Source organism: Mycobacterium sp. ML4, from assembly GCF_054515735.1.
In genome coordinates this window covers 72,082-97,500 of record NZ_JBTNSY010000011.1, presented here as the reverse complement: position 1 = coordinate 97,500, position 25,419 = coordinate 72,082, and the positions used below count along the sequence as shown (strand labels likewise).

Sequence of the window (25,419 nt, the reverse complement as noted above, 5' to 3'; positions counted from 1 at the left end):
CGATGTCGCTGATCTTGTTGCCCGCTGTTGACGTGGTCGAGGGTCGCGCGGTTCGACTGGTACAGGGCAAGGCCGGAAGCGAAACTGAGTACGGTTCAGCCCTGGACGCGGCGTTGGGCTGGCAGCGTGACGGCACCGACTGGATTCACCTGGTGGACCTGGACGCGGCATTCGGCCGCGGTTCCAATCGCGAACTGATGGCCGAGGTGGTAGGTAAACTCGACGTGCAGGTGGAGTTGTCCGGGGGCATCCGCGACGACGATTCGCTGGCCGCCGCGTTGGCCACCGGGTGCGCCCGGGTCAACGTGGGCACCGCCGCGCTGGAGAACCCGCAGTGGTGTGCCCGGGCGATCGCTGAGCACGGCGACAAGGTCGCCGTCGGGCTGGATGTGCAGATCCTGCAAGGAGTGTCAGGCGGCGCACACCGATTGCGTGGTCGCGGGTGGGAGACCGACGGCGGCGACTTGTGGGAGGTGCTGGATCGTCTCAACGCCGAGGGATGTTCGCGCTACGTGGTCACCGACGTCACCAAGGACGGCACTCTGGCCGGACCCAACCTGGAGCTGCTGGCCGCGGTTGCCGAGCGGACGCACGCGCCGGTGATCGCCTCCGGCGGCGTGTCCAGCCTGGACGATCTGCGCGCCATCGCGACACTGACCAACCGCGGGATCGAGGGAGCAATCGTGGGCAAAGCCCTCTATGCCGGCAGGTTCACGCTGCCGCAGGCGCTGGCCGCGGTGCGGGAGTAGGCCCCATGGATCTGGATGCGCTGGTTCGACAAGCATCGGACATCCTGGACGACGCCGTCGAGCCGTTCTTGGCCGGCCACCGGGCCGAGTCGGCGATCAGCAAGAAGGGCAACGACTTCGCCACCGAGGTCGATCTGGCCATCGAGCGCCAGGTCGTCGACGCATTGATCGCCGAAACCGGTATCGAGGTGCACGGCGAAGAATTCGGCGGTGCCGACGTCGACTCCCCGTGGGTGTGGGTTTTGGACCCGGTCGACGGCACCTTCAACTATGCAGCCGGATCACCCATGGCGGGGATCCTGCTGGGTCTGCTGCGCGATGGCGAGCCGGTGGCCGGCCTGACGTGGCTGCCGTTCACGGGCCAGCGCTACACCGCTGTGGCCGGCGGCCCGTTGATCAAAAACGGTGAGCCACAGCCGAAGCTGGCGCACGCCGAGCTGGCGGACGCGCTCGTCGGCGCCGGCTCTTTCAGCGCCGACTCCCGGGGCCGGTTCCCCGGCCGCTACCGAGTCGCGGTGCTGGAGAACCTCAGCCGGCTGTCGTCTCGCTTGCGCATGCACGGCTCCACCGGACTGGACCTCGCCTATGTCGCGGACGGAATCCTGGGTGGTGCTATAAGTTTCGGCAGCCACGTGTGGGACCACGCCGCGGGCGTGGCGTTGGTTCGGTCCGCGGGTGGCATCGTGACCGACCTGGCCGGCGAGCAATGGACCCCGGCGTCGCGCTCCGCGCTGGCCGCGGCGCCGGGAGTGCATGCGGAGATACTCGAAATCCTGCGCAGCACAGGGCAACCGGAGGATTACTGAGATGCAGCATCACTCCGGTGACGGCCTGGCAGTGCGGGTGATCCCGTGCCTGGACGTCGACGACGGACGCGTGGTCAAGGGAATCAACTTCGAGAACCTCAGGGACGCTGGTGATCCCGTCGAACTGGCGGCGGCATACGACGCCGAGGGCGCGGACGAACTGACGTTCCTCGACGTCACCGCGTCCTCCTCCGGTCGGTCCACCATGCTCGATGTGGTGCGCCGCACCGCCGAGCAGGTATTCATCCCACTGACGGTGGGCGGTGGGGTGCGCACCGTGGCCGATGTCGATACCTTGTTACGCGCGGGAGCGGACAAGGTATCGGTCAACACCGCCGCCATCGCACGCCCGGATCTGTTAGCGGAATTGGCAAGGCAATTCGGCTCACAGTGCATCGTGTTGTCCGTTGACGCGCGGAGCGTGCCCGACGGTTCGCCGCCCACGCCGTCGGGCTGGGAGGTCACCACGCACGGCGGCCGGCGCGGCACCGGGATCGACGCGGTGCAGTGGGCCGCCCGTGGCGCAGAACTTGGTGTGGGCGAGATCCTGCTCAATTCGATGGACGCCGACGGCACCAAGGCAGGCTTCGACCTGGCCATGCTGCGTGCAGTGCGCGCGGCGGTCACCGTGCCGGTGATCGCCAGCGGTGGCGCAGGAGCCGCAGAGCATTTTGCGCCCGCGGTAACCGCAGGTGCCGATGCGGTGTTGGCGGCCAGCGTGTTTCACTTCCGGGAGCTGACGATCGGGCAGGTGAAGGCCGCGATGGCCGCGCAAGACATCACGGTCCGGATGACCTCACCATGAGCCTGGACCCGAAGATCGCGGCGCGATTGAAGCGCAACGCCGACGGATTGTTCACCGCCGTGGTGCAGGAGCGTAGCAGTGGTGATGTGCTGATGGTCGCCTGGATGGATGACGATGCGCTGGCGCGCACACTGGAAACCCGTGAGGCCACCTACTTTTCGCGATCCCGTGGCGAGCAGTGGATCAAAGGGTTGACGTCGGGGCACACGCAGTACGTGCACTCCGTGCGAATGGACTGTGACGGCGACACCGTGTTGCTGACCGTCGATCAGGCCGGGGGAGCCTGCCACACTGGCGATCACAGCTGCTTCGATGCCGCCGTGTTGCTGGAGCCCGATGCCAGAAGCGAGACCGAGGTTTCGTAGTCAAGTGGGGCCAGGCATGCCGCACAGGCGGGTTCGGCTCTCGACGTCACCGACAAGCCTGCGCCTGTCGCTTCTCCCGGACTCTGAGCCAGCCGGATGTGATCTGCCGACAGACCGCCGTCATTGAAGGAGCCGCGGAAACGCTCGCGGTTTCCTCCGCTGGGACCGACCCGCCGAGCGGGCATCCGGATATGTCCCATTCCGATCAGGAAACGGTATCCCACTCATGGTCGGCGCCACTGAACCCGCAATTCAAACCGACAACGCGGGCACCGGGACTTGCTACGCCGCATGAAATCCTGAGGCAGGAACCGAGCGAATTCGCGACCTTGCCGCCGGGCTGGATAGTCCAATGCTGACTCAGTTCATTGATTTGGCAGGGCAGTAGATGGCATCCACCGTCTTTCGTGGGTAGCGAGATAACCGTCAGTCACGGTAAGTCGCAGGATTGTCAACCGATTCTGCTATCCGCCGGGTCACGATCAAATTCCAGCCTTCCGCTATCGGGCGGCAGGATCCGGCGTCACGCAGCAAGGCACGGGCTTGCACTGCGGACCCACTCTCAGCGCGGAGCCACGTCCAGACCGTTGGCCGCCGCCAGCGCGGCGCGGGTCCATTCGCGCCGATCGACGTCGGGTTTGATGCGGTCCCGGCGAATCTGTTCGACGTCGATAGGCCTACCGACGGTCACCGCATCCGGCACGTGGAAAACGAACGCAGGTCGGTCGGTGGTGATCGCCAGCAGAGCGTCACTGTCAGTGAAACCGTTGGCGCGCATCACGTTTTCGGCCCATCTGGCAGATTTGAGGCCGCCGAAGTCGGTGACGTACACGACCCACAGCCGCGTGCCGCGCTCGTCGTAGAGCCTCCGAACGGCCCGATCGACCATGATGTGCTCACCTGGACCCAGCACGTGTGCCTCGTCGGTGACGAGGTCGGCCAGTTTCAGTGGCAGGGGAGCAGCAGTCGGCGGCGCCGGAGAATTGGTGCCTACCGACGGATTCGCGGGGCTCGCGCCGTCCCGCGCGCCGGGGTGGCTGCGCATCACTGTCAGTGCAAGGACCGCGGCCACGGTGACCAGTGCGACGGCCACCACCGCCGCGATCACCGTGGCGTGACGCGCTCGGCGCCCGCCGGCGTCGGCGGGCTTGGCTGCGCCGATCACCTGTGTCGGCATCTCGACGGCCACGGTGGGGTTGAAAGCGTCGGCGGTGCCCGCCGGAGCCGCCAGCGCGGCGGCGAAATCCGCGCAGGACGCGAACCGCGCGGAGCGGTCCTTTGCGAGTGCCCTGGCGATGGCGGGATTCAGGTGGGCGAGATCCGGGCGCCGCTCGCTGAGTACGGGTGGCGGCGCCGACAGGTGCTGGCTGATGACCACTGCAGGGTTGGGATCTTGAAATGGGGCTCTGCCGGTCAGCAACTGGTAAGCGGTGCACCCCAGCGCGTATTGGTCGGCGCGCCCGTCCAGGTCCGCGCCCTGCAATTGCTCCGGTGGGCAATACGCGGTGGTGCCCATCGTCATGTTGGTAGCCGTCAGGCCGCTGCTGGCACCAAGTTCACGGGCGATGCCGAAATCAGCCAGCAGGATCCGGCGTCGTGGCGTGGGGTTGCCCAACAGGATGTTGGCGGGTTTGACGTCGCGGTGCAGCAAACCTTGAGAATGCGCGTAGTCGAGTGCATCCGCCACCGCGGATATGATGTCAACGACATCCTGCAGAGGCATGCCCGACGGGTATCGGTCGCGCAGCAGTTGAGCGGCGTCGGTACCTTCCACGTAGTCCATCGACAGCCAGAGCTGACCCTCGTACTCACCGCGGTCGTGGATGCCGACGATGTGCTCGTTGTACAGACTCCCGGCCAACTCGGCCTCGCGGTTGAACCGCGCACGAAATTCCAGGTTCGAGGTGAACTCGGCAGGTAGGATCTTCAGGGCATCCCGTCGCGGCAGGCGCGGGTGCTGCGCCAGATACACCTCGCCCATGCCGCCGGCTCCGAGCCGGCGCACGATGGTGTAACCGGCGAATCGCTCGCCTTCCTGTAGGCCCTGGGCGGGGTTTCGGTCAGCGCTGGTCGGCATGTGAGCATGCTACTGAGGCACAAAAGGGCAGGACCAAGCGCTGGTACAATCGGGGGAGCGGTGTATTTCACACCAGTCAGCGATCCGCCGCAGTCCTGGTGCCCGCAGTGCCGCTTTGCAAGCGAATTCTGTTGCATCGCAATCTGTTTCAGCGATTTGAGGCCGACTGCGCCCGGATGGGTGTGGTGACTGGCGTGCCTGTACGCCAGTGGGTCCGATGCCGTATATCGGCTGTCCATGATGTGATTGCGTTATGCGGCAATCGGTTTGGTGACGACGAGGAGGGAGCGATCGGTGGTCAAACGGGTGCCCTGGGACGTGCTGGCGCCACTGATCGCCGTCGTCGCGCTGGTGTTCACCTGGGGGCAACAGATCGGACCAGTGGTGGGTGCGGTGGCCGCGGTTCTGCTCGGCGGTGCCGTTCTTGCCGCGGTCCATCACGCAGAGGTGGTTGCGCACCGCGTCGGTGAACCGTACGGGTCGCTGGTGCTGGCCGTAGCGGTGACCATCATCGAGGTGGCTCTGATCGTCACGCTGATGACTTCCGGAGGTGACAAGGCGGCCACCCTGGCGCGCGACACGGTCTTCGCCGCGGTCATGATCAGCACGAATGGGATCATCGGCGTGTCGCTGCTGATTGGTTCCCGTCGTTTCAACGTGACGCAGTTCAACGCGCACGGCAGCGGTTCGGCGCTGGCCACTGTTGCCACGCTCGCGACGTTGGGGCTGGTGCTGCCGACCTTCACTACCAGTCATCCGGGTCCGCAGTTTTCTCCCGGCCAGCTCGCTTTCGCGGCCGTGGCCTCGCTGGCTCTCTACCTGATGTTCGTTTTCACCCAGACAGTTCGGAATCGCGACGTCTTCCTGCCGGTGGCGCAGCAGGACGCGGTCGAGGACGACGATCACGAGGAACCGCCGACGACGAAATCGGCGCTGGTCAGTCTTGGAATGTTGCTTGTCGCGCTGGTTGCCGTGGTCGGACTTGCCAAAGTGGAGTCGCCGATCATCGAGCGCATGGTGGCGGCCGCCGGCTTTCCGCATTCGTTCGTCGGCGTGGTGATCGCTTTGGTGGTATTGATGCCAGAAACCCTGGCGGCTGCGCGGGCGGCGCACCAGGGCCGCGTGCAGATCAGCCTGAACCTGGCATACGGCTCCGCGATAGCAAGCATCGGGCTCACCATCCCAACTATCGCGCTGGCCTCGGTCTGGATCCGAGGGCCGTTACTGCTCGGGCTGGGATCGACTCAGCTGGTGCTGCTGGCGCTGACGGTGGTGGTCAGCGTGCTTACCGTGGTGCCCGGCCGGGCCACCCGGCTGCAGGGTGAGGTGCACCTGGTGGTGCTGGCCGCCTGGTTGTTCCTGGCGATCAGCCCGTAGCCGGGTTCAGCGGCCGCGTCGATTCACGCGGGCCGAGCGTGAAGCCAGCTTCACGTTGGCGCCGAGGGTGTCACGCTGACAGCGCCCGCTCAGCGGCCGCGCAGCGTCTCCAGCGCCTTGTCGGCGTGCGTGTCCATGCTGATCTCGCTGGAAATCACATTGAGCACCGTGCGGTCGGTGTCGATAACGAATGTGGTGCGCTTGACCGGCATCAGCTTGCCGAGCAGGCCGCGCTTGACGCCGAACTGCGTGGCCACCTTGCCTTCGGTATCGGAGAGCAGCGGGTAGTCGAAGTGCTGCGTATCGGCAAACTTGGCCTGCTTCTGCACGGGATCGGTGCTGATACCGACCCGGTTGGCGCCCACCGCGGCGAACTCGGAGGCCAGGTCGCGAAAGTGACAGGCCTCCTTGGTGCATCCCGGAGTCATGGCTGCCGGATAGAAAAACAGCACCACGGGACCGCTGGTCAGCAGCTCGCTCAGCTTGCGAAGCGTGCCCGTCTGATCGGGAAGCTCGAAGTCGGCCACGGTTTCACCAGTTTTCATGGCGGTCACGCTACGCCGGCGGGCATCCCGCGATCTGGTTGGATGGTCCGGTGCACGCCAACCTCGCAGCCACGACGACGCGGGAGGATTTCCGCGTGCTGGCGGCCGAGCACCGGGTGGTCCCGGTCACCCGCAAGGTGCTGGCCGACAGCGAAACTCCGCTGTCGGCGTATCGCAAGCTTGCCGCCAGTCGCCCAGGGACGTTCCTGCTGGAGTCGGCAGAGAACGGTCGGTCGTGGTCGCGCTGGTCCTTCATCGGCGCCGGGGCCCCGACGGCATTGAGCGTGCGGGACGGGCAGGCGGTGTGGTTGGGCGCGGTGCCCAAGGATGCTCCCGCCGGTGGCGACCCACTAGAGGCGTTGCGTGCGACCCTGCAGGTGCTGGCCACCGCAGGACTGCCGGGGCTGCCGCCCCTGTCCGGCGGCATGGTCGGCTACTTCGCCTACGACATGGTGCGGCGCCTGGAGCGGCTGCCCGAGCTCGCCGTCGACGACCTGAAGCTGCCGGACATGCTCCTGCTGCTGGCCACCGACGTGGCCGCGGTCGACCACCACGAGGGCACCATCACGCTCATTGCCAATGCCGTGAACTGGAACGGCACCGACGAGCGGGTGGACTGGGCATATGACGACGCGGTCGCGCGGCTCGACGTGATGACCGCCGCCCTCGGCCAGCCGCTACCGTCCACAGTCTCCACCTTCAGCAAACCCGAACCGGTGCATCGCGCCCAGCGCACCGTCGAAGAGTACGGCGCGATCGTCGATTACCTGGTGGAACAGATCGCCGCGGGGGAAGCCTTTCAGGTAGTGCCGTCCCAGCGCTTTGAGATGGACACCGACGTCGACCCGATCGACGTGTACCGGATGCTGCGGGTGAGTAACCCCAGCCCCTACATGTACCTGCTGCAGATTCCCGATAGCGAAGGCGCGGTTGATTTCTCCATCGTCGGGTCGAGCCCCGAGGCGCTGGTCACGGTGCAGGACGGGCGGGCGACGACGCACCCCATCGCCGGAACACGGTGGCGCGGGCAGACCGAAGAAGAAGACGTGCTGCTGGAAAAGGAACTGCTGGCCGACCAGAAAGAACTCGCCGAGCACCTGATGCTGGTTGACCTCGGCCGCAACGACCTGGGCCGGGTCTGTACGCCGGGCACCGTCCGCGTCGAGGACTACAGCCACATCGAGCGCTACAGCCACGTGATGCACCTGGTATCGACGGTGACGGGGTTGCTCGCGGAGGGTAAGACCGCCCTGGATGCGGTGACGGCTTGTTTTCCGGCCGGCACCCTCTCGGGTGCGCCGAAAGTGCGCGCAATGGAACTCATCGAGGAGGTCGAGAAGACCCGGCGGGGCCTGTACGGCGGTGTGGTGGGTTACCTCGACTTCGCCGGTAACGCCGACTTCGCGATAGCCATTCGTACCGCACTCATGCGCGATGGCACTGCCTACGTACAAGCGGGCGGCGGCGTCGTAGCCGACTCCAACGGGCCCTACGAGTACAACGAGTCACGAAATAAGGCTAGGGCGGTGCTCAACGCGATCGCCGCGGCCGAAACACTGACCGTCCCGGGCGCGCCCGGTGGCTGACGCCCCGCGCCGCGGCCGGCTCACTTTTGGACTCGCCCAGTTACTGCTGGTAGCCGCAGCAGGCGCGTTGTGGGCGGCGTCGCGGTTTTCGTGGGTGATCATCCGGTCCTTTGACGGGCTGGGACCACCGAAGGAGATCACGCTGTCGGGGGCATCCTGGTCGACCGCGCTCGTACCCCTGGCGATAGTGAACCTGGCCGCCGCCGTCGCGGCGCTGGCGGTCCGGGGCTGGCAGTTGCGCGCGCTGGCGGCGCTGCTGGCGGTCGTCAGCTTTGCGATCGGCTACCTCGGCATCAGCCTGTGGGCGGTGCCGGATGTGGCGGCGCGCGGCGCTGATCTCGCGCACGTCCCGGTGGCGACGCTGGTTGGTAGCGCCCGTCAGTACTCCGGGGCGACGGTGACCGTGTTGGCGGGGGTGTGCACGCTGGTTGCCGCGGCCCTGTTGGTGCGCGCGGCGTCGGCAGGCGGCGCTGCCCGTTCGGATGGCACGAAATACCTGGCGCCCGGGGCTCGACGCTCCGCAGCGCGGGATCTGGCGGCCCAGGAACCCGATGAAAGAGACCAGCAGGACGGGCGGGCACAGCTGTCGGAGCGCATGATTTGGGACGCTCTGGACGAGGGCCGCGACCCTACTGATCGGCCGCGCGACACCGACACCGAGGGGCGGTGACGGACCCCGTCGTGACGGTCGCTACCCTTCTTTCACGCCGTCGAAATCGGTTGGCGAGCGTGGGGTGACCCAGAGTCACAGTGGGTTACAGAAGGAAGGAACCGCAGGTATGAGTCCGGCCAACGTGCTTGACTCCATTCTTGAGGGAGTCCGGGCCGATGTTGCCGCGCGCGAAGCCCGCGTAAGTCTTTCCGAAATCAAGGCCGCCGCGGCCGCCGCTCCGCCGCCTCTTGACGTGATGGCCGCGCTGCGCGAGCCCGGTATCGGCGTGATCGCCGAAGTCAAGCGCGCCAGTCCGTCGAAGGGTCCACTGGCCAGGATCGCCGACCCGGCGAAGCTGGCGCGCGCCTACGAGGACGGCGGCGCCCGGATCATCAGTGTGCTGACCGAGGAACGACGTTTCCACGGCTCGCTCGATGATCTTGACGCTGTGCGCGCGGCGGTGTCGATTCCGGTGTTGCGCAAAGACTTTGTGGTGCAGCCCTACCAGATCCACGAGGCGCGCGCGCACGGCGCCGACATGTTGCTGCTCATCGTCGCCGCGCTGGACCAGTCGGCGTTGGTGTCGATGCTCGACCGCACCGAGTCGCTCGGCATGACGGCGTTGGTGGAGGTACACACCGAAGAAGAAGCCGATCGCGCACTGAAGGCCGGTGCCAACGTAATCGGGGTCAATGCCCGCGATCTCACCACGCTGGAGGTCGACCGGGACTGCTTCGCGCGGATCGCTCCGGGGCTGCCCAGCAAGGTGATCAGGATCGCCGAATCCGGTGTTCGCCACACCGGCGACCTGTTGGCTTATGCCGGCGCGGGCGCTGATGCCGTGCTCGTCGGCGAAGGGCTGGTCAAGAGTGGCGATCCCCGTGCCGCGGTCGCCGACCTGGTCACCGCGGGAACCCATCCGTCCTGTCCGAAACCGGCTCGCTAGCCGTTGATGTGCTGCGCACGCCCTGAGTCCTTCTGATGGCAGACCTGTCGAACCCGGACATTCCGCGCACTAGTGCCGCCATCGTCGAACGCACCCGCTACGACCCGGACGCGGGCGGCCATTTCGGCGTTTACGGCGGGCGCTATGTGCCCGAGGCGTTGATGGCTGTCATCGAAGAAGTCACCGCCGCTTACGAAAAGGAACGCGTCAACCAGGATTTCCTGGACACCCTGGACAAGTTGCAGACGCACTACGCCGGGCGGCCGTCTCCGTTGTACGAGACGACCCGGCTCGCTGAGCATGCAGGTTCGGCGCGGATCTTTCTCAAACGAGAAGACTTGAATCACACCGGTTCTCACAAGATCAATAACGTGTTGGGTCAGGCGTTGCTGGCGCGCCGGATGGGAAAGACACGGGTGATCGCCGAAACGGGCGCCGGCCAGCACGGCGTCGCCACGGCCACCGCATGCGCACTCATGGGATTGGACTGCATCATCTACATGGGCGCCGTCGACACCGCACGCCAAGCCCTCAACGTGGCCCGGATGCGGTTGCTCGGTGCGCAGGTCGTGTCGGTACAGACGGGATCCAGAACCCTCAAGGACGCCATCAACGAGGCATTCCGCGACTGGGTCACCAACGCCGACAACACCTACTACTGCTTCGGCACCGCCGCCGGGCCGCATCCCTTCCCGACGATGGTGCGCGACTTCCAACGCATCATCGGCATGGAGACGCGCGTCCAAATCCAGGCTCAGGCCGCAAGGTTGCCCGACGCGGTGGTCGCCTGCGTCGGTGGCGGATCAAACGCGATCGGTATCTTCCACGCCTTTCTCGACGACCCCGGCGTGCGGCTGGTGGGGTATGAAGCCGCCGGCGACGGCGTCGAGACGGGCCGCCACGCGGCGACATTCACCGGCGGATCGCGCGGCGCGTTCCAGGGTTCGTTCTCCTACCTGCTACAGGACGAAGACGGACAGACCGTCGAATCGCACTCCATCTCGGCGGGTTTGGACTACCCCGGGGTAGGGCCGGAACACGCCTGGCTCAAGGACTCGGGACGCGTCCAGTACGAGCCGATCACCGACACGGAGGCAATGGACGCCTTCGGCCTGCTGTCCCGATCGGAGGGCATCATCCCGGCTATCGAATCCGCGCACGCGGTGGCCGGAGCGCTGAAATTGGGCGCTGAATTGGGAAAGGGCGCGGTGATCGTGGTGAATCTGTCGGGCCGCGGCGATAAAGATGTGGAGACCGCCGCCAGGTGGTTCGGTCTGATGGACGAGTCATGACCGTTCAGCAGAGCCAGACCAGCAGACTGGGGCCGACGTTCGATTCGTGCCACGCCGAAGACCGGGCGGCATTGATCGGCTACCTGCCCACCGGCTACCCGGACGTGCCGACGTCGTTGCAGGCGATGACCACCCTGGTCGAATCCGGTTGCGACATCATCGAAGTCGGCGTGCCGTATTCCGACCCGGGAATGGACGGTCCGACGATTCAGCGGGCTACCGAGCAGGCGCTGAGCGGGGGAGTTCGGGTACGTGACACGTTGCGAGCGGTCGAGGAGATCAGCGCCGCCGGCGGCCGTGCGGTGGTGATGACCTACTGGAACCCGGTGCTGCGCTACGGGATTGATGCTTTTGCCCGCGACCTGGCAGCGGCGGGAGGTCAGGGTCTGATCACTCCGGACCTGATTCCCGACGAGGCGGGTCAATGGATCGCGGCGTCCGACGAGTACGCGTTGGATCGCATCTTCCTGGTGGCCCCGTCTTCGACGCCCGAACGGCTGGTGGCTACCGTCGAGGCGTCGCGCGGATTCGTCTACGCGGCTTCGACGATGGGTGTGACGGGCGCGCGTGATGCGGTGTCGACGGCCGCACCTGAACTCGTGAGGAGGGTGAAGGCGGTGGCTGACATACCGGTGGGCGTCGGCCTTGGCGTGCGGTCGGGCGAGCAGGCCGCGCAGATCGGCGGCTATGCCGATGGCGTGATCGTCGGATCGGCGCTGGTGTCTGCGCTGGGCGAGGGTTTGCCCGCACTGCGTGCGCTGACCGAGGAACTCGCCGCAGGGGTACGTCGCGGGCAGTCCGCATGACGACTACCTACCTCGCCTACATTCCCAGCCCGCCGCGCGGCGTTTGGCACTTGGGGCCGCTACCCATTCGCGCCTACGCGTTCTTCATCATCACCGGCATACTGGTCGCCCTGGTGATAGGGGACCGGCGCTGGGCGGCCCGGGGCGGTCAACGGGGCGTCGTTTACGACATCGCGCTGTGGACAGTGCCGTTCGGGTTGATCGGGGGCCGTCTCTATCACCTGGCAACGGACTGGCAGACTTACTGGGGTCCCGGTGGTGCCGGTTTGGCTGCGGCGGTGCGGATCTGGGACGGCGGCTTGGGTATTTGGGGTGCGGTGGCGCTGGGTGCGGTTGGTGCCTGGATCGGTTGCAGACGTCGCGGTATTCCGGTGTCGGCCTTCCTCGACGCGGTGGCTCCCGGAGTGGTGCTCGCGCAGGCGATCGGACGGCTCGGAAACTATTTCAACCAAGAGCTTTACGGGCGGGAAACCACGCTGCCGTGGGGCCTGGAAATCTTTTACCGGCGGGACCCGGCCGGATATGTCGACGTTCATTCGCTCGACGGTGTCTCGACGGGGCAGGTGGCACTCGTCGTGCAGCCGACGTTCCTCTACGAATTGATCTGGAATGTCTTGGTATTCGTCACGTTGATCTATCTGGATCGGCGATTCACGCTGAGCCATGGTCGGCTCTTCGCGTCTTATGTCGCGCTCTACTGCATCGGGCGCTTCGGCGTCGAGTTGTTGCGAGACGACACCGCGACACATATCGCGGGCATTCGGATCAATACGTTCACGTCGACGTTCGTCTTCATCGGCGCGGTGGTCTACATCATCCTGGCGCCCAAGGACCGGGCGGATCCAGAGTTGTTGCGTGGCCGTGGGGCTCCGGACCTTGAAAGGGTCCCCGAACCGGAAGCGGACCAGGACAAGGAACTGGCGACAGTTGCGGCGGCATCGGCAGCTTCGGCGGCTGCCGCTTCGGCAGCGGGAGGCGGTGATGAAGCCGGTGCGGTCGGAGAGCCGGAAACCGAGCGGTCTGCTGCCGAGGCTGAGGTGGCGGAGGTTGGCGACGGTGAGGCTGAGTCTGACGTGGTTGAGGAGCCGGCGGCGGAGATTGAGCAGGCGGTAGCTGCGGAGTCGGTTGAGGCGGGGGCCGAGGCTGAGCCGGTGGAGGTTGGCGACGGTGAGGCTGGGTCCGAGGTCGTTGAGGAGCCGGCGGCGGAGATTGAGCAGGCGGTAGCTGCGGAGCCGGTTGAGGTGGGGGCCGAGGCTGAGCTGGGGGAGGTTGGCGACGGTGAGGCTGGGTCCGAGGTCGTTGAGGAGCCGGCGGCGGTGGACTCCGCTGCAGAAGTCGAGATTGACGGACCGGCGCCGAAGCCTCAGGACGCCGACTCGATCAACGCGGTCGTCGAGGATGCCGACCCCGACACCGGAATCGGTGACGCGCCTGACGCCGGGGAGTCCGAGCAGCCCGCGGCGATCGAGGGTGAGCCTGCAAAGGGCGAGTCGGGTAATGACGGCGGCGCTGATGAAGGTGCAGCCGGGCAACTGGCCGACTCGCCGCCAGCCGAGGCCGAGGCCGTCGAGCCGGAGGGCGATGGCGTCAAGGCGCCTACGAATGCAGCTGCTACCTCGGGCGACATCGGCGCGGCGCGGCCGCGTTGGCGATTGCGGCTCAGGCGGCAGCGTTCTTAACGCTACTCGCTGGGCGCTGATTGCATTGTGCCCCAATTAGTTTCGGTCGGCGACCCGCGTGATACCGCCGATGTCACAGAGATCGCGAGCAGGTCACCGCCTCGTCAGCAGTACGAATGAGGTGACTGACGGTCCTCCCGGTGAACCGTCGAGGCGCCGGGCAGCGCCCAGCACTATCTGGCATGCTGAATCCGTGACCGATCAGTCGTGGTCCGGCGCACCAGACCCGGGCTACCCGCAGCAGGACCCGGGATATCCGCCGCCTCCGTTTCCGCCGCCCTACCAGCCGCATCCGCAATACGGGCCCGGCTACGACCCGTCGGCGCCGTTCGGCCGGCATCCTGTTACGGGCCAGCCGTATTCGGACAAGTCCAAGACGGTCGCGGGCCTACTGCAACTGCTGGGGCTATTCGGTCTGGTCGGCATCGGACGTATATACGCCGGGCACATCGGGTTAGGCATCGCGCAAATGGTGGTCGGCTGGGTGACGTGTGGTCTCGGGGCGGTCATTTGGGGCGTCATCGACGCGGTGCTGATCCTCACCGACAAAGTCACCGATCCGCAGGGCCGACCACTCCGTGATTGAACCTGACCCACCCTTCCCGGCGTCCCCGACGGGGCGATATGTGGCTGGAGGAACCGCGGCGGTGTTGGCGGGTGCCCTGGCGTACATCGGGACCGCCGACCCACACAACCCGCAATCGGTCTACCCGCAATGCCCGTTCAAGTGGGTTACCGGCTTGAACTGTCCGGCCTGCGGTGGGCTTCGGATGACGCACGATCTGCTGCACGGCCACCTGATGGCAAGCGTCTACGACAATGTCTTCCTGCTAGTGCTTATCCCGCTTCTTGCGGCTTGGATCGCGGTGCGCCGGTTCAGTGGCCGATCATGGCTCCCGATACCCACGACGGTCACCTTGGTGTTAGCGGCCACGGCCTGGACCGTCGTGCGCAACCTGCCAGGCTTTCCTCTAATGCCGACCGTTCTCAGCGGTTGATCCACGCGCGGCGCGCACGGCCGCGAACGTGAAGCTGCTCGCACGCTCGGCGTCGAACGTGAAGCTGGTCGCACGCTCGGCGTCGCGCGGGTCCCCGCGCGTCGGATGTTCCAGTCGCCGTGATGCCAGACGGCGCGACTATGCTTTGTCGTCGTGACTAGACGCGGAAAGATCGTCTGCACCCTCGGGCCGGCCACCCCCACCGACGAGTTAGTCCGTGAACTGGTTGAAGCCGGAATGGACGTCGCCCGAATGAACTTCAGCCACGGCGATTATGCGGATCATGAAGCCGCTTACAACCGCGTCCGCGCCGCTTCGAACGCCACCGGCCGTGCCGTCGGCATCCTGTGCGACCTGCAAGGCCCCAAACTCAGGCTCGGACGCTTCGTGAACGGGCCCACCTACTGGGCCGACGGCGAAACCGTGCGGATCACTGTCGCTCACTGTGAAGGCAGCCACGACCGGGTATCCACCACCTACAAGCGGCTCGCGCAAGACGCGACACCTGGTGACCGGGTGCTGGTCGACGACGGCAAGGTCGGACTCATTGTCGACCGCGTCGAGGGTGACGACGTGGTGTGCAAGGTCATCGAGGGCGGACCGGTCAGCAACAACAAGGGCATCTCGCTGCCGGGGATGAACGTGTCCGCCCCGGCTCTGTCCGAAAAGGACATCCAGGACCTGACGTTCGCGCTCAAGCTGGGTGTCGACATGGTGGCGCTGTCGTTCGTGCGCTTGCCCTCCGACGTCGAACTGGTCCACGAGGTGATGGACCGGGTAGGGCGACGGGTACCGGTAATCGCCAAGCTGGAGAAGCCCGAAGCCATCGACAACCTCGAGGCCATCGTGCTGGCGTTCGATGCGGTGATGGTGGCCCGCGGTGACCTCGGCGTCGAGCTGCCATTGGAAGAAGTACCGCTGGTGCAGAAGCGGGCGATCCAGATGGCCCGCGAGAACGCCAAGCCGGTCATCGTGGCGACGCAGATGCTGGACTCGATGATCGAGAATTCCCGACCCACCCGGGCCGAGGCGTCCGACGTCGCCAATGCCGTGCTGGACGGCGCCGACGCGCTGATGTTGTCCGGCGAGACCTCCGTCGGCAAGTATCCGCTGCTGGCGGTCAAGACGATGTCGCGCATCGTGTGTGCGGTCGAGGAGAATTCGACGGCCGCGCCGCCGCTGACCCATGTGCCGCGCACCAAGCGGGGAGTGATCTCCTATGCCGCGCGCGACATCGGCGAGCGGCTGGACGCCAAGGCCCTGGTGGCGTTCACCCAATCCGGCGACACGGTCCGGCGCCTGGCCCGCTTGCACACCCCGCTGCCGTTGCTGGCGTTCACCGACCTGCCGGAGGTACGCAGCCAGCTGGCCATGACCTGGGGCACCGAGACGTTCATCGTTCCACACATGAAGTCGACCGACGGCATGATCCGTGAGGTGGACAAGTCGCTGCTCGAACTGGGCCGCTACAAGCGCGGTGATCTGGTGGTGATCGTCGCGGGCGCGCCTCCCGGCACGGTGGGCTCGACCAATCTGATCCACGTGCACCGGATCGGCGAGGATGACGTCTAGTTGACCGACTTCGAGGAACTGGTGGCGGTACTGGACCTCAGCCGGGTCGCCGATGACCGGTTCGTCGGCTCGCACCCCAGCAAAAACCCGATGCGGACCTTCGGCGGCCTGCTTGTGGCGCAATCGTTCGTCGCGGGCACTCGCACGCTCAAGCGCGATCTGCCGCCGGCCGCCGTGTCGGTGCATTTCATCAACGGCGGTGACACCGCCAAGGACATCGAGTACCACGTCGTCCGGTTGCGCGACGAGCGCAGATTCGCCAACCGGCGCGTCGACGCGATTCAGGACGGAACGCTGTTGTCCTCGGCGATGATCTCCTACATGTCCGGCGGACGTGGCCTCGAACACGGCGTCAACCCGCCGCAGGTCGCCGCGCCAGAGACCGTACCCGCGATAGGTGAGCTGCTGCGCGGCTACGAGCAGACCGTCCCGCATTTCGTCAACGCGCTGCAGCCCGTCCACTGGCGGTACACCAACGACCCGGCATGGATAATGCGAGACAAGGGCGAAACCCTTGCCTACAACCGAGTTTGGCTCAAAGCACGGGGCGCCCTGCCCGACGATCCCGTGCTACACACCGCCACGATGTTGTACTCCTCGGACACCACAGTGCTGGACTCGGTGATCACCACCCACGGTTTGTCCTGGGGCTACGACCGCATTTTCGCGGCATCCGCGAATCACTCGGTCTGGTTCCACCGGCAAGTCAGCTTCAACGACTGGGTGCTCTACTCCACGTCCTCGCCAGTCGCCGCCGATTCGCGCGGTCTGGGCACCGGCCATTTCTTTGACCGCTCGGGACAGGTCATCGCCACGGTTGTGCAGGAGGGCGTGTTGAAGTACTTTCCCCCCCGCAGCAGATAATTCGCGCTACTGGCGCGAAATGCATTGTTGCGTAATCGAATTGAGTATTGCGACCTCTTCTTGAGGATAACCGGCTGCGGGCCCGGGCTGGCGGTGCTGACGCTGATGGCCTCGATCGCGGCCGCACCGCGTCAGCACGCTCTGCTCCAGCTCGACCAGGCCGCCGCGTTGCAGTTGAACTCAACGGCGCTGACGATGCCGGCCGGTATCGCGCCCGGCGGCGACATGCGGGCGATTCGGCCGATCCCCGCCGCTCCCGGCATCGAGGGCGGCGCCTTGTGATCGCGGGCTATCCCTTGCGGTGAAACATTCCGCTGGCACGCTGCGATACTAATTCTGCAGGGATCAGGAGTAACGTTGGCGCTAGACGCAGCTCATCTTCGGAGGTGCGGATGAAACAACCGTTAGTGGGTTTGCTGCCGAGACGGCAGCGGCACGAACGTGTTGTGGTCCATGTCGATTCGCCGGCGGCCCGGTGCCTCGGCGCGCTGGGGGTCCTGGTCGCGGCGTGCTGGCTGATCGCGGTGTTCACCCGCGACCGTCGGCACGAAGACTGGCACGACGCCGGGCGGCTGGTCTGGTCGCTGACGATCTTGGCCGCAGTGGCCCTGATCGCACGCGGCATCTTCCTCGGCCGGCCGGTCACGGCCAGGCACGGGCTGGCTGCTTGCGCGATGCTCGTCGGCGGTCTTGGCGCGCGCGTGCTCTCGTTCGATCTACTCGGCCAGTTCTTGATCGCCGGTTCAGGACTGGCCCTGATGTGGCCGATGGCCGCGCGGGCTCGGCCCGAGGACCTGCCCCGGGTGTGGCGACTTGTCAATGCGACCCAACGTGACCCGCTGGCCCCGTTCGCGATGCAGACCGGCAAGTGTTACCACTTCAACGACCAGGCCACCGCGGCGCTGGCCTACCGGACCCGCCTCGGCTTTGCGGTGGTGAGTGGAGACCCGATCGGCGACGAAACGCAATTCCCAAGCCTGATAGCCGATTTCGCCGCCGTGTGTCACACCCACGGCTGGCGGATGGTGGTGCTGGGTTGTGGGGAACGCCGGCTCGACTTGTGGAGTGCGGAGGTGATCGGACAGTCATTGCGTGCCATACCGATTGGCCGCGACGTCGTCGTCGACGTGGAAGGCTTCGCGCTCGTCGGCCGCAGGTTCCGTAACCTCCGGCAGGCGGTGAACCGCACCCATAACGCCGGCCTGACAACGGAGATCGTGGCTGAGCAGGAACTCGATTCCGACCTGTGCGCGGAGCTGACGGCGGTGCTGCGGGCTTCCGCGAAAGGGGCTCGCACCGACCGTGGATTTTGCATGAATCTCGACGGTGTGCTGCAGGGACGTTATCCCGGTACGCAGTTGATCATCGCCAGGGATGCACAGGGAGTCGTGCAGGGATTCCATCGATATGCGACCGCGGGCGGGGGCAGCGATGTCTCCCTCGACGTGCCCTGGCGGCGTCGTGGGGCTCCGAACGGGATCGACGAGCGGCTCAGCATCGACATGATCGCGGCGGCCAAAGATCAAGGAGCGCAACGGGTATCCTTGGCTTTTGCCGCATTCCCCGAACTGTTCGAAGGGGATCTTGACGGCTGGCTGAAACGCTGGTGTTACGTGTTGATCCATATATTGGATCCGTTGATCGCCCTCGAGTCCTTATTCCGTTACCTCAGCAAGTTTCATGCCATGGACGCGCGTCGATATGCGCTGGTATCGCTGACGCAGATCGTGCCGCTGGCGGTCGTGTTGCTGTCGCTGGAATTCATGCCGCGCCGGCGACAGCTGTGACCGCGCAATCGATATCACCGGGAAGGTGGTGAGTCGCCACAACGACAGTTCGAGTGGCCGGCATGAGTTTGGAATCGCCGGCTAACAGCGCGCGCAGGATGCGGTCGGAATCGGCGGCGTCGAGGTGTTCGGTGGGTTCGTCCAGCAGCACGATCGACGCGGGTGAGAGCACCGCCCGCGCCAGTAACAACCTTCTGCGCTGGCCTGCCGAGACCGCCTGGGCCCCGGCGGTCAGCACGGTCGACAGTCCCTCAGGTAGGCCGGACAGCCAGCCGCCCAGTCCCACCGCAGCCAGGGCCGCGCTCAGTTCGTCGTCGTCGCAGTCTCCCCGGGCGACCAGCAGGTTGTCTCGCACCGTAGTGGCGAAGACATGCGCGTCTTCGGCGAAAAAGCTGACCGCGCGCCGCAATTCGTCCTCCCGGATCCGGTGCAGGTCAACCCCGTCCAGAGTTACCTGACCCTGCAGCGGCTGCAGCAACCCGGCCAGGGTCATGAGCAGGGTCGTTTTGCCGGAACCGCTCGGGCCGGTCACAGCGAGGCGCGCACCCGGGCAGAGATCGATTGTGACGCTGACGCCGCGTCCGATGGCGTGTCCGGACACCATGTGTGCAGACAACCGTCCTCCCGGACGTGCCGGCGTCACCGTTTCGGTGCCGGTGTCCTCGTCGACGGGTGGTGCCAGGTCCAGCAGGCGACGCGCCGCGATCCGGGATCTCGTCAGCTGAACCGCAGCAGCCGGCAGGGCTGCGGTGGCCTCGAAAGCCGACAGCGGTAGGAGCATCAGCACCGCCAGCGTCGTCGGTGCGGCGGTCGGTGCCATCCCCAGCGCGGCGGCCACCGCGCCGATCACGCTGACTCCGGTCGCGGCGGTCGGTAGTGCCTCGGCGAACGCTGCGGGCCTGGCCGCCGCGTCCAGCGCGGTGCCCCAATCTCGTTGCTGTCGCTGTGATTGGGCGATGATCCCCGGCAACGCACCCGCGACCCGAAGTTCAGGCCCGTGCTCCAGCGCGAGCATCGCCGCCGTGTCACGCCCGGAATGATGCCGCCGGGCGATCGCCTCTTGGGTGGCGGCGGCCCGTCCTGCCAGCCAGGGTGCCACCACACCGGCGAGGCCCAGACACCCGGCCAGCACCAGTGCCGCCGGCACCGAGATGGCCCCGACGACCACGACGGCCGCCAGCGACAGCACGGTCGCGACCCCGATCGGCACCAGGGCGCGCACCAGCACGTCGGCCAGCGCATCGACGTCGGCGCCGACGCGGGCCACCAGCTCTCCGCTGTGCAGCCGGACCGCGCCCGCGGCCGGGCCGGTGGCCAGCCGGTGGTAGATCTGGGCCCGCGCGGTGCCGGCCGCGCGTAATGCCGTGTCGTGGGTGACCAACCGCTCGCAGTAGCGCAGTACGCCGCGTGAGATGGCGAAGGTGCGCACCGCGACGACGGCGACGGACAGATCGAGCACGGGTGGCATCTGCGATGCCCGCGTGATCAGCCACGCCGAGACGCCAGCCAACGCCAGCGCGCTACCCAGCGCCAGCACCCCGAGCGCCACCGCGGCAACGAGACGGGGGAGCCGGGGCCGCAACAGATCCGCGCTAGTCAGCAGGAAATCAGACCGGCGCATAGCACGCCTCACTCCCGGCGACTACCTCGACGACCCGGTCACCGATGGCCACCACCTGCTCGCGGTGCCCGACGACCACCACCGTCGCACCGCCCCGGGCACGCGCGACGATGGCCGCCAGCACCCGCTGCTCGGTACCGGTATCCAGGTGTGCGGTGGGTTCGTCGAGCAACAAGACCGGTGCCGGTGACCCCAGGGCCCGAACCAGACCCAGCCGCTGCCGTTGCCCGAGTGACAGCCCCACGCCGCCGCGGCCGAGCTCGGTGTCCATCCCGTTTGGAAGCTCAGCCAGCACGGCGTCGAACCCAGCTGCGGCACATGCACTTTCAAGATCATCGAGCGGGCCGTAAAGCGACAGGTTCTCCCGCACGGTGCCCGGGATCAATACCGGGCGTTGCGGCAGCCAGGACAGTTGGCGCCACCATTGCGCCGGTGCAAGGTGACCGAGATCGATCCCGGCCACGGTGACTCGGCCCGACGACGGCGCAGTGAGCGCGGCGATCACCTGCAGCGTGGTGCTCTTGCCGGCGCCGTTGCGTCCGGTCAGTACGGTCACCTCACCCGGCTCGATGGTTGCGTTGAGGTCCCGTGGCGAGCAACCGTCCCGCGCGGCAACGCTGAGGTTTTCGATGCGGATCTGTGCCCCCTGCGCGACCACCGTCTGCTGGCCCGTCGCCGCAGGCGGCGCTTCGCCGATCAGAGCGAAGGCTCTGTCGGCCGCGGCCCTGCCGTCCTGTGCGGCATGGAATTCCACCCCGATACGTCGCAGCGGCCAGTACACGTCGGGTGCCAGCAGGAGCACGGTCAGACCTACCGTGAGACTCATCTCGCCGAACACGAGGCGCAGGCCGATGCCGACCGCGACCAGGGCTACCCCCAGAGTGGCCAGCAATTCGAGCACCAGTGCGGAGAGGAAGGCAATCCGCAGGGTTGCCATAGTCGAACGGCGATGTGCGGCAGCGAGGTCGGCGATGCGGTGCTCGGGACCGGCTGCGCGTCCCAGGGCGCGCAGCGTGGGGATGCCGGCGATCAGATCCAGCAGCCGGGATTGCAACGTGGTCATGGCGGCCAGCGAGGCCGCCGATCGTTGGGCGGTGGCGAGTCCGATCAGCACCATGAAGATCGGTATCAGGGGTAGCGTGATCACCACGATCAGCGTGGATTTCAAGTCGTACCAGGCGATCACCGCGACGGTGGCCGGAGTCAGGACGACGGCCAGCAGCAGGGTCGGCAGATATCCGGTGAAGTAGGGACGCAGACCATCCAGGCCGCGGGTGACCACGACCGCGGCGGCGTCCCGCTGTGCCGCCAACTCGCTGGGCGCGCGAGCGGTCACGGCGGTCAGCACCTGCCCACTGAGGTCGGCGATCACCGCGCTGGCTCCGTGCTGTCCCAGGCGTGCCTGCAGCCAGTGGACAACGGCCCGAAAAGCCCACAATGCCAGAAGAATTGACAGAGGACCCGCCCAGCTGTGCAGGTGCCTGGAGCCTGGATCCGTCGCCACGCGCGCGACGACGCGCGCCAGCACGATCGCTGAGCCGATCGCGCAGCCGGTGATCAGGACTCCGCAGGCCACCTCGGCTAGCAGGTAGCGGCGCAGCGAGCCCGAGGCCCGCCAGAGCCGTGGGTCCAGCGGTGCGCGCGAGTCTTTCCGGGTCAGGACGGACGCCTGGTCAAACCGATCGACGGCGGTATTCCGTCAGCCGAGATCCGTTGCCGGAAAACCCAATAGGTCCATGCTTGATAAACCACCGTCAACGGCGTCATGATCGCGGCCACCCAGGTCATGATCTTGAGGGTGTACGGAGTCGACGAGGCGTTGTAGATCGTCACGTTCCACTGGCTGTCCAGTGTCGATGGGACCAGATTGGGGAACAGTGCGCCGAACAACAACACCACCACGCTCGCCACCACCAACAGGGCGCACACGAACGCCCACCCGTCAGAAATCTGACGCCAGGCCAGCAACACCGCGGTCAGCTGGGCCACAACGGCCACGCCCAATACCGCCCAGGTCCAGTCCTTGCCGTAGGCCAGTTGGGTCCACATCCCGAACCCCGCAACCAAAGCCGTGGCAGGCAGCGAGAACCAGCGGGCGAACCGATGAGCATCGTCACGGATGTCGCCGGCGGTCTTCAGAGCCACGAACAAAGCGCCGTAGAACAGGAACAACGCGGCGGTAGCCACGCCACCGAGCAGCGTATAGGGGTTCAGCACGTCGGTGATCGACAAGTTGACTTGACCGTTGGCTTTCACCGGCAGGCCGCGCACCAGAATTGCGAACGCCGTGCCCCACAGGATTGCGGGTAGCCACGACCCGATCGCGATGCCGAAGTCGGCCCAGCCGCGCCATTTCGTGTCGTCAACCTTGCCTCGCCATTCGATGGCCACGACACGCAAGATCATCCCGAACAGGATGGCCAGCAATGGCAGGTACAGCGTCGAGAACACGGTGGCGTACCACCCGGGGAACGCGGCGAACATCGCCGCGCCGCCAGTAATCAGCCAGACCTCGTTCCCGTCCCATACCGGGCCGATGGTGTTGAGCGCCGCACGCCGGTGTGCTTCACGGTCGCCCTTACTGACCCGCGCGAACGGCTCCATCAACATGCCCACCCCGAAGTCGAAGCCTTCGAGGATGAAGAACCCGAGGAACAGCGCCGCGATGAGGCCGAACCACAACTCCTGAAGGTTCATGTGTCAGCTCCTTTCCGGCCACTGCTAGTAGGCGAACGACAGCGTTTTGACCTGCTCTTGATCGGAGTCCTGGTCCTGTGGCGGCGGCGCCGCGGGTTCGGCGTCGTGCTCCTGCGGCCCTTCGGCGATGTAGCGCTTGAGCAGCCAGAACCAGATGACCGCGAGAACGGCATAGACCAAGGTGAAGGTAGCCAGCGACGTGATCACCATGCCCGGCGTGTGTTGCGAGACACCGGATGCGACGGTCAGGTGAACGTTCTGGTCGCCGGTGGGATTGGGAGCCACGATCCACGGTTGACGCCCCATTTCGGTGAACACCCACCCGGCGATGTTGGCCAGGAACGGTGTCGGAATGGTCAGCAACGCAAATCGGGAGAACCAGCGCTGATCGGGGATTCGTCCGCCACGGGTGAGCCAGAGCGCCAGCAGGGCGAACAGCACCGGGATCGCCAGGAATCCGATCATCGCGCGGAACGACCAGTACGTGACAAACAGGTTGGGCCGGTAGTCATTGGGGCCGAAACGCTGTTCGTAGTCCTTCTGGATGTCGCGCACGCCCTGCAATTTGACGCCCTCGATCTTGCCCTCGGCGAGGAACGGCAGCACGTAGGGCACCTCGATGACACGGGTCAGGGCGTCGCAGTTGTTCTGCCGGCCGACCGTCAGGATGGAGAAGTCCGGGTCGGTCTGGGTGTCGCACAACGATTCCGCAGACGCCATCTTCATCGGCTGCTGCTGGAACATCAGCTTGCCCTGGTGGTCGCCGGTGAAGAACAGTCCGACGGTGGCCAGCAGCACCACCCAGCAGCCCAGGGCGGTGGCGGGCCGGTACATCGCTCGGGTGCCGGGGTCCACGGTGGTGGTCTGAGACCGGACCAGCCACCAGGCGCTGACGGCGGCGACGAAGGTTCCGGCGGTCAGCAGTGCGCCGGCGACGGTGTGGCTGAACGCAGTCAGCCCCGTGTTGTTGGTGAGCAGCGCCAGGATGTCATTCAACTCGGCCCGTTTGGTCTGCGGGTTGTAGTGCACGCCGACGGGGTGCTGCATGAACGAGTTTGCCGTGATGATGAAGTACGCGGACACGTTCACCGAGATCGCGACGATCCAGATGCAGGCCAGGTGCACCAGTCGCGGCAACCGGCTCCAGCCGAAGATCCACAGCCCGAGGAAGGTGGATTCGAAGAAGAAGGCGAGCAGCCCTTCCATGGCCAGCGGCGCACCGAACACATCGCCGACGAACCGCGAGTACTCACTCCAGTTCATCCCGAACTGGAACTCCTGCACGATCCCGGTGGCCACGCCGATGGCGAAGTTGATCAGGAACAACTTGCCGAAGAACTTGGTCAGCCGGTACCAGGCGACGTTGCCGGTGGCCACCCAGGCTGTCTGCATGATCGCCAGCAGGGGAGCCAGGCCGATGGTGAGGGGCACGAAGAGGAAGTGGTAGACGGTAGTGATACCGAACTGCCACCGCGATATGTCGACGACATTCATCTGTTAGCTCCCGGGGCTGCGGACAGTCAAACAGCTACGACGCAGTGTAGTAGTTGTGGTAGGCCATCGCCAGACATCTATCGATCACGCAGGGTTTAGCGGAGCCCTTGTGACGCTTTGCGGATACCGAATGAGGACACGACCTCGAACACGCCGATGACGATGCACCAAATCCCGACCACCAGTGCCAGGGTGATGATCGACTCAAACGGGGAAGCCATCACCACGATGCCCGCGAGCAAGCTGATCACGCCGATGAAGATCTGCCAGCCGCGACCGGGCAGCGCCGGATCGCTGAGGGCCGACACGGTGGTGGCAACCCCACGAAAAATGAAGCCGACGCCGATCCAGATGGCCAGTAACAGCACCGCGTTGCCGAAGTGCCGGAACGCCAGCACGGCCAGAATCAGAGACGCCGCGCCGCTGATGAACAGCAGGATGCGGCTACCCGCCGACACATGCAGGGCGAAGGCGAAGGCCACTTGCGCGGCACCGGTGATGAGGAGGTACACGCCGAACGCGATCGCGGCGACCAGAACCGACATACCCGGCCAGGCCACGATGACGGCGCCTACTACCAGTGACAAAACGCCCGATATCAGCGTGGTCTTCCAGAGATGTGGCAACAAGCTCGGGGCAGGCAACGTCGCGGAACTGTTTTCCATGGCACCAGTGTGGCGCATGTGGTGGTCCTGGCATAG

At 66.1% G+C, this 25,419-nt stretch carries 22 protein-coding genes and 2 pseudogenes; 17 read left to right on the top strand and 7 right to left on the bottom strand.

The annotated features are described in order from the left end of the window. Positions 1 to 2: 2 nt before the first annotated feature. Genes priA through hisI form a run of 4 tightly spaced genes read left to right on the top strand, consistent with a single transcriptional unit; the run spans position 3 to position 2,725 of the window. Positions 3 to 749, top strand: coding sequence for a bifunctional 1-(5-phosphoribosyl)-5-((5-phosphoribosylamino)methylideneamino)imidazole-4-carboxamide isomerase/phosphoribosylanthranilate isomerase PriA (gene priA, locus ACX9NE_RS14515; RefSeq protein ID WP_459362797.1), 747 nt, complete (start codon positions 3 to 5; stop codon positions 747 to 749). Between the two features lie 5 nt (positions 750 to 754). Then, positions 755 to 1,555: an inositol monophosphatase family protein gene (locus ACX9NE_RS14510; protein ID WP_459362796.1), complete on the top strand. Its 801-nt coding sequence runs from the start codon at positions 755 to 757 to the stop codon at positions 1,553 to 1,555. A 1-nt stretch (position 1,556) separates the two neighbouring features. Further along, positions 1,557 to 2,360, top strand: a complete 804-nt coding sequence (hisF, locus tag ACX9NE_RS14505) for an imidazole glycerol phosphate synthase subunit HisF (RefSeq protein WP_459362795.1) — start codon at positions 1,557 to 1,559, stop codon at positions 2,358 to 2,360. After that, positions 2,357 to 2,725: a phosphoribosyl-AMP cyclohydrolase gene (hisI, locus tag ACX9NE_RS14500; protein WP_459362794.1), complete on the top strand. Its 369-nt coding sequence runs from the start codon at positions 2,357 to 2,359 to the stop codon at positions 2,723 to 2,725. The genes hisF and hisI overlap by 4 nt, the downstream gene beginning before the upstream one ends. 562 nt (positions 2,726 to 3,287) lie before the next feature. Here hisI and ACX9NE_RS14495 read toward each other — a convergent pair. Beyond that, positions 3,288 to 4,802, bottom strand: a complete 1,515-nt coding sequence (locus ACX9NE_RS14495; protein WP_459362793.1) for a serine/threonine-protein kinase — start codon at positions 4,800 to 4,802, stop codon at positions 3,288 to 3,290. Between the two features lie 294 nt (positions 4,803 to 5,096). Between ACX9NE_RS14495 and ACX9NE_RS14490 the strand changes: the two genes are divergently transcribed. Beyond that, positions 5,097 to 6,179: a calcium:cation antiporter gene (locus ACX9NE_RS14490; RefSeq protein WP_459362792.1), complete on the top strand. Its 1,083-nt coding sequence runs from the start codon at positions 5,097 to 5,099 to the stop codon at positions 6,177 to 6,179. A gap of 89 nt (positions 6,180 to 6,268) precedes the next feature. Here ACX9NE_RS14490 and ACX9NE_RS14485 read toward each other — a convergent pair whose 3' ends face one another. After that, on the bottom strand, positions 6,269 to 6,724 hold the full coding sequence (locus ACX9NE_RS14485) for a peroxiredoxin (RefSeq protein WP_459362791.1): 456 nt from the start codon (positions 6,722 to 6,724) through the stop codon (positions 6,269 to 6,271). 50 nt (positions 6,725 to 6,774) lie between these two features. Here ACX9NE_RS14485 and ACX9NE_RS14480 point away from each other — a divergent pair, with 50 nt between their 5' ends. The 12 genes and pseudogenes from ACX9NE_RS14480 (at position 6,775) to ACX9NE_RS14425 (ending at position 18,906) form a co-directional block, all read left to right on the top strand. Next, a complete protein-coding gene (locus ACX9NE_RS14480; protein ID WP_459362790.1) occupies positions 6,775 to 8,310 on the top strand; it encodes an anthranilate synthase component I in 1,536 nt (511 codons plus the stop codon). Beyond that, positions 8,303 to 8,980 carry a TIGR02234 family membrane protein gene (locus ACX9NE_RS14475; protein ID WP_459362789.1) on the top strand — a complete coding sequence of 226 codons (678 nt, stop codon included), beginning with the start codon at positions 8,303 to 8,305 and terminating at the stop codon, positions 8,978 to 8,980. The genes ACX9NE_RS14480 and ACX9NE_RS14475 overlap by 8 nt, the downstream gene beginning before the upstream one ends. Before the next feature lie 109 nt (positions 8,981 to 9,089). Then, complete coding sequence (gene trpC / locus ACX9NE_RS14470; RefSeq protein WP_459362788.1) at positions 9,090 to 9,908, top strand: indole-3-glycerol phosphate synthase TrpC; 819 nt, start codon at positions 9,090 to 9,092, stop codon at positions 9,906 to 9,908. 35 nt (positions 9,909 to 9,943) lie between these two features. Beyond that, positions 9,944 to 11,200, top strand: a complete 1,257-nt coding sequence (gene trpB / locus ACX9NE_RS14465) for a tryptophan synthase subunit beta (RefSeq protein WP_459362787.1) — start codon at positions 9,944 to 9,946, stop codon at positions 11,198 to 11,200. Further along, positions 11,197 to 12,006: a tryptophan synthase subunit alpha gene (gene trpA / locus ACX9NE_RS14460; protein ID WP_459362786.1), complete on the top strand. Its 810-nt coding sequence runs from the start codon at positions 11,197 to 11,199 to the stop codon at positions 12,004 to 12,006. The genes trpB and trpA overlap by 4 nt, the downstream gene beginning before the upstream one ends. Next, positions 12,003 to 13,685 carry a prolipoprotein diacylglyceryl transferase gene (gene lgt / locus ACX9NE_RS14455; RefSeq protein WP_459370729.1) on the top strand — a complete coding sequence of 561 codons (1,683 nt, stop codon included), beginning with the start codon at positions 12,003 to 12,005 and terminating at the stop codon, positions 13,683 to 13,685. The genes trpA and lgt overlap by 4 nt, the downstream gene beginning before the upstream one ends. A 182-nt stretch (positions 13,686 to 13,867) precedes the next feature. Then, positions 13,868 to 14,271 (top strand): annotated as a pseudogene (locus ACX9NE_RS14450) (NINE protein). Between the two features lie 40 nt (positions 14,272 to 14,311). Beyond that, positions 14,312 to 14,683 carry a DUF2752 domain-containing protein gene (locus ACX9NE_RS14445; RefSeq protein WP_459363820.1) on the top strand — a complete coding sequence of 124 codons (372 nt, stop codon included), beginning with the start codon at positions 14,312 to 14,314 and terminating at the stop codon, positions 14,681 to 14,683. Positions 14,684 to 14,836: 153 nt separating this feature from the next. Beyond that, positions 14,837 to 16,255: a pyruvate kinase gene (pyk, locus tag ACX9NE_RS14440; protein ID WP_459363819.1), complete on the top strand. Its 1,419-nt coding sequence runs from the start codon at positions 14,837 to 14,839 to the stop codon at positions 16,253 to 16,255. Then, entirely contained in the window at positions 16,256 to 17,119 is an 864-nt protein-coding gene (locus ACX9NE_RS14435; RefSeq protein ID WP_459363818.1) for an acyl-CoA thioesterase domain-containing protein, read from the top strand. It abuts the gene before it with no gap. A 60-nt stretch (positions 17,120 to 17,179) separates the two neighbouring features. Beyond that, a complete protein-coding gene (locus tag ACX9NE_RS14430; RefSeq protein ID WP_459363817.1) occupies positions 17,180 to 17,401 on the top strand; it encodes a hypothetical protein in 222 nt (73 codons plus the stop codon). Between the two features lie 110 nt (positions 17,402 to 17,511). Further along, positions 17,512 to 18,906 carry a bifunctional lysylphosphatidylglycerol flippase/synthetase MprF gene (locus tag ACX9NE_RS14425; RefSeq protein WP_459363816.1) on the top strand — a complete coding sequence of 465 codons (1,395 nt, stop codon included), beginning with the start codon at positions 17,512 to 17,514 and terminating at the stop codon, positions 18,904 to 18,906. Between the two features lie 4 nt (positions 18,907 to 18,910). On the opposite strand, the pseudogene cydC reads toward ACX9NE_RS14425, so the two are convergent. From cydC to ACX9NE_RS14400, 5 genes and pseudogenes are all read right to left on the bottom strand, one after another. Further along, positions 18,911 to 20,527 (bottom strand): annotated as a pseudogene (cydC, locus tag ACX9NE_RS14420) (thiol reductant ABC exporter subunit CydC); the annotation flags it as partial. Further along, positions 20,514 to 22,127, bottom strand: coding sequence for a thiol reductant ABC exporter subunit CydD (gene cydD / locus ACX9NE_RS14415; protein WP_459363827.1), 1,614 nt, complete (start codon positions 22,125 to 22,127; stop codon positions 20,514 to 20,516). The gene cydD and the pseudogene cydC, both read right to left, overlap by 14 nt. A 56-nt stretch (positions 22,128 to 22,183) precedes the next feature. Next, a complete protein-coding gene (gene cydB, locus ACX9NE_RS14410) occupies positions 22,184 to 23,224 on the bottom strand; it encodes a cytochrome d ubiquinol oxidase subunit II (protein WP_459363815.1) in 1,041 nt (346 codons plus the stop codon). 24 nt (positions 23,225 to 23,248) lie between these two features. Continuing rightward, positions 23,249 to 24,718, bottom strand: a complete 1,470-nt coding sequence (locus tag ACX9NE_RS14405) for a cytochrome ubiquinol oxidase subunit I (protein ID WP_459363814.1) — start codon at positions 24,716 to 24,718, stop codon at positions 23,249 to 23,251. A gap of 95 nt (positions 24,719 to 24,813) precedes the next feature. Then, complete coding sequence (locus ACX9NE_RS14400; RefSeq protein ID WP_459363813.1) at positions 24,814 to 25,401, bottom strand: HdeD family acid-resistance protein; 588 nt, start codon at positions 25,399 to 25,401, stop codon at positions 24,814 to 24,816. Positions 25,402 to 25,419: the final 18 nt, after the last annotated feature.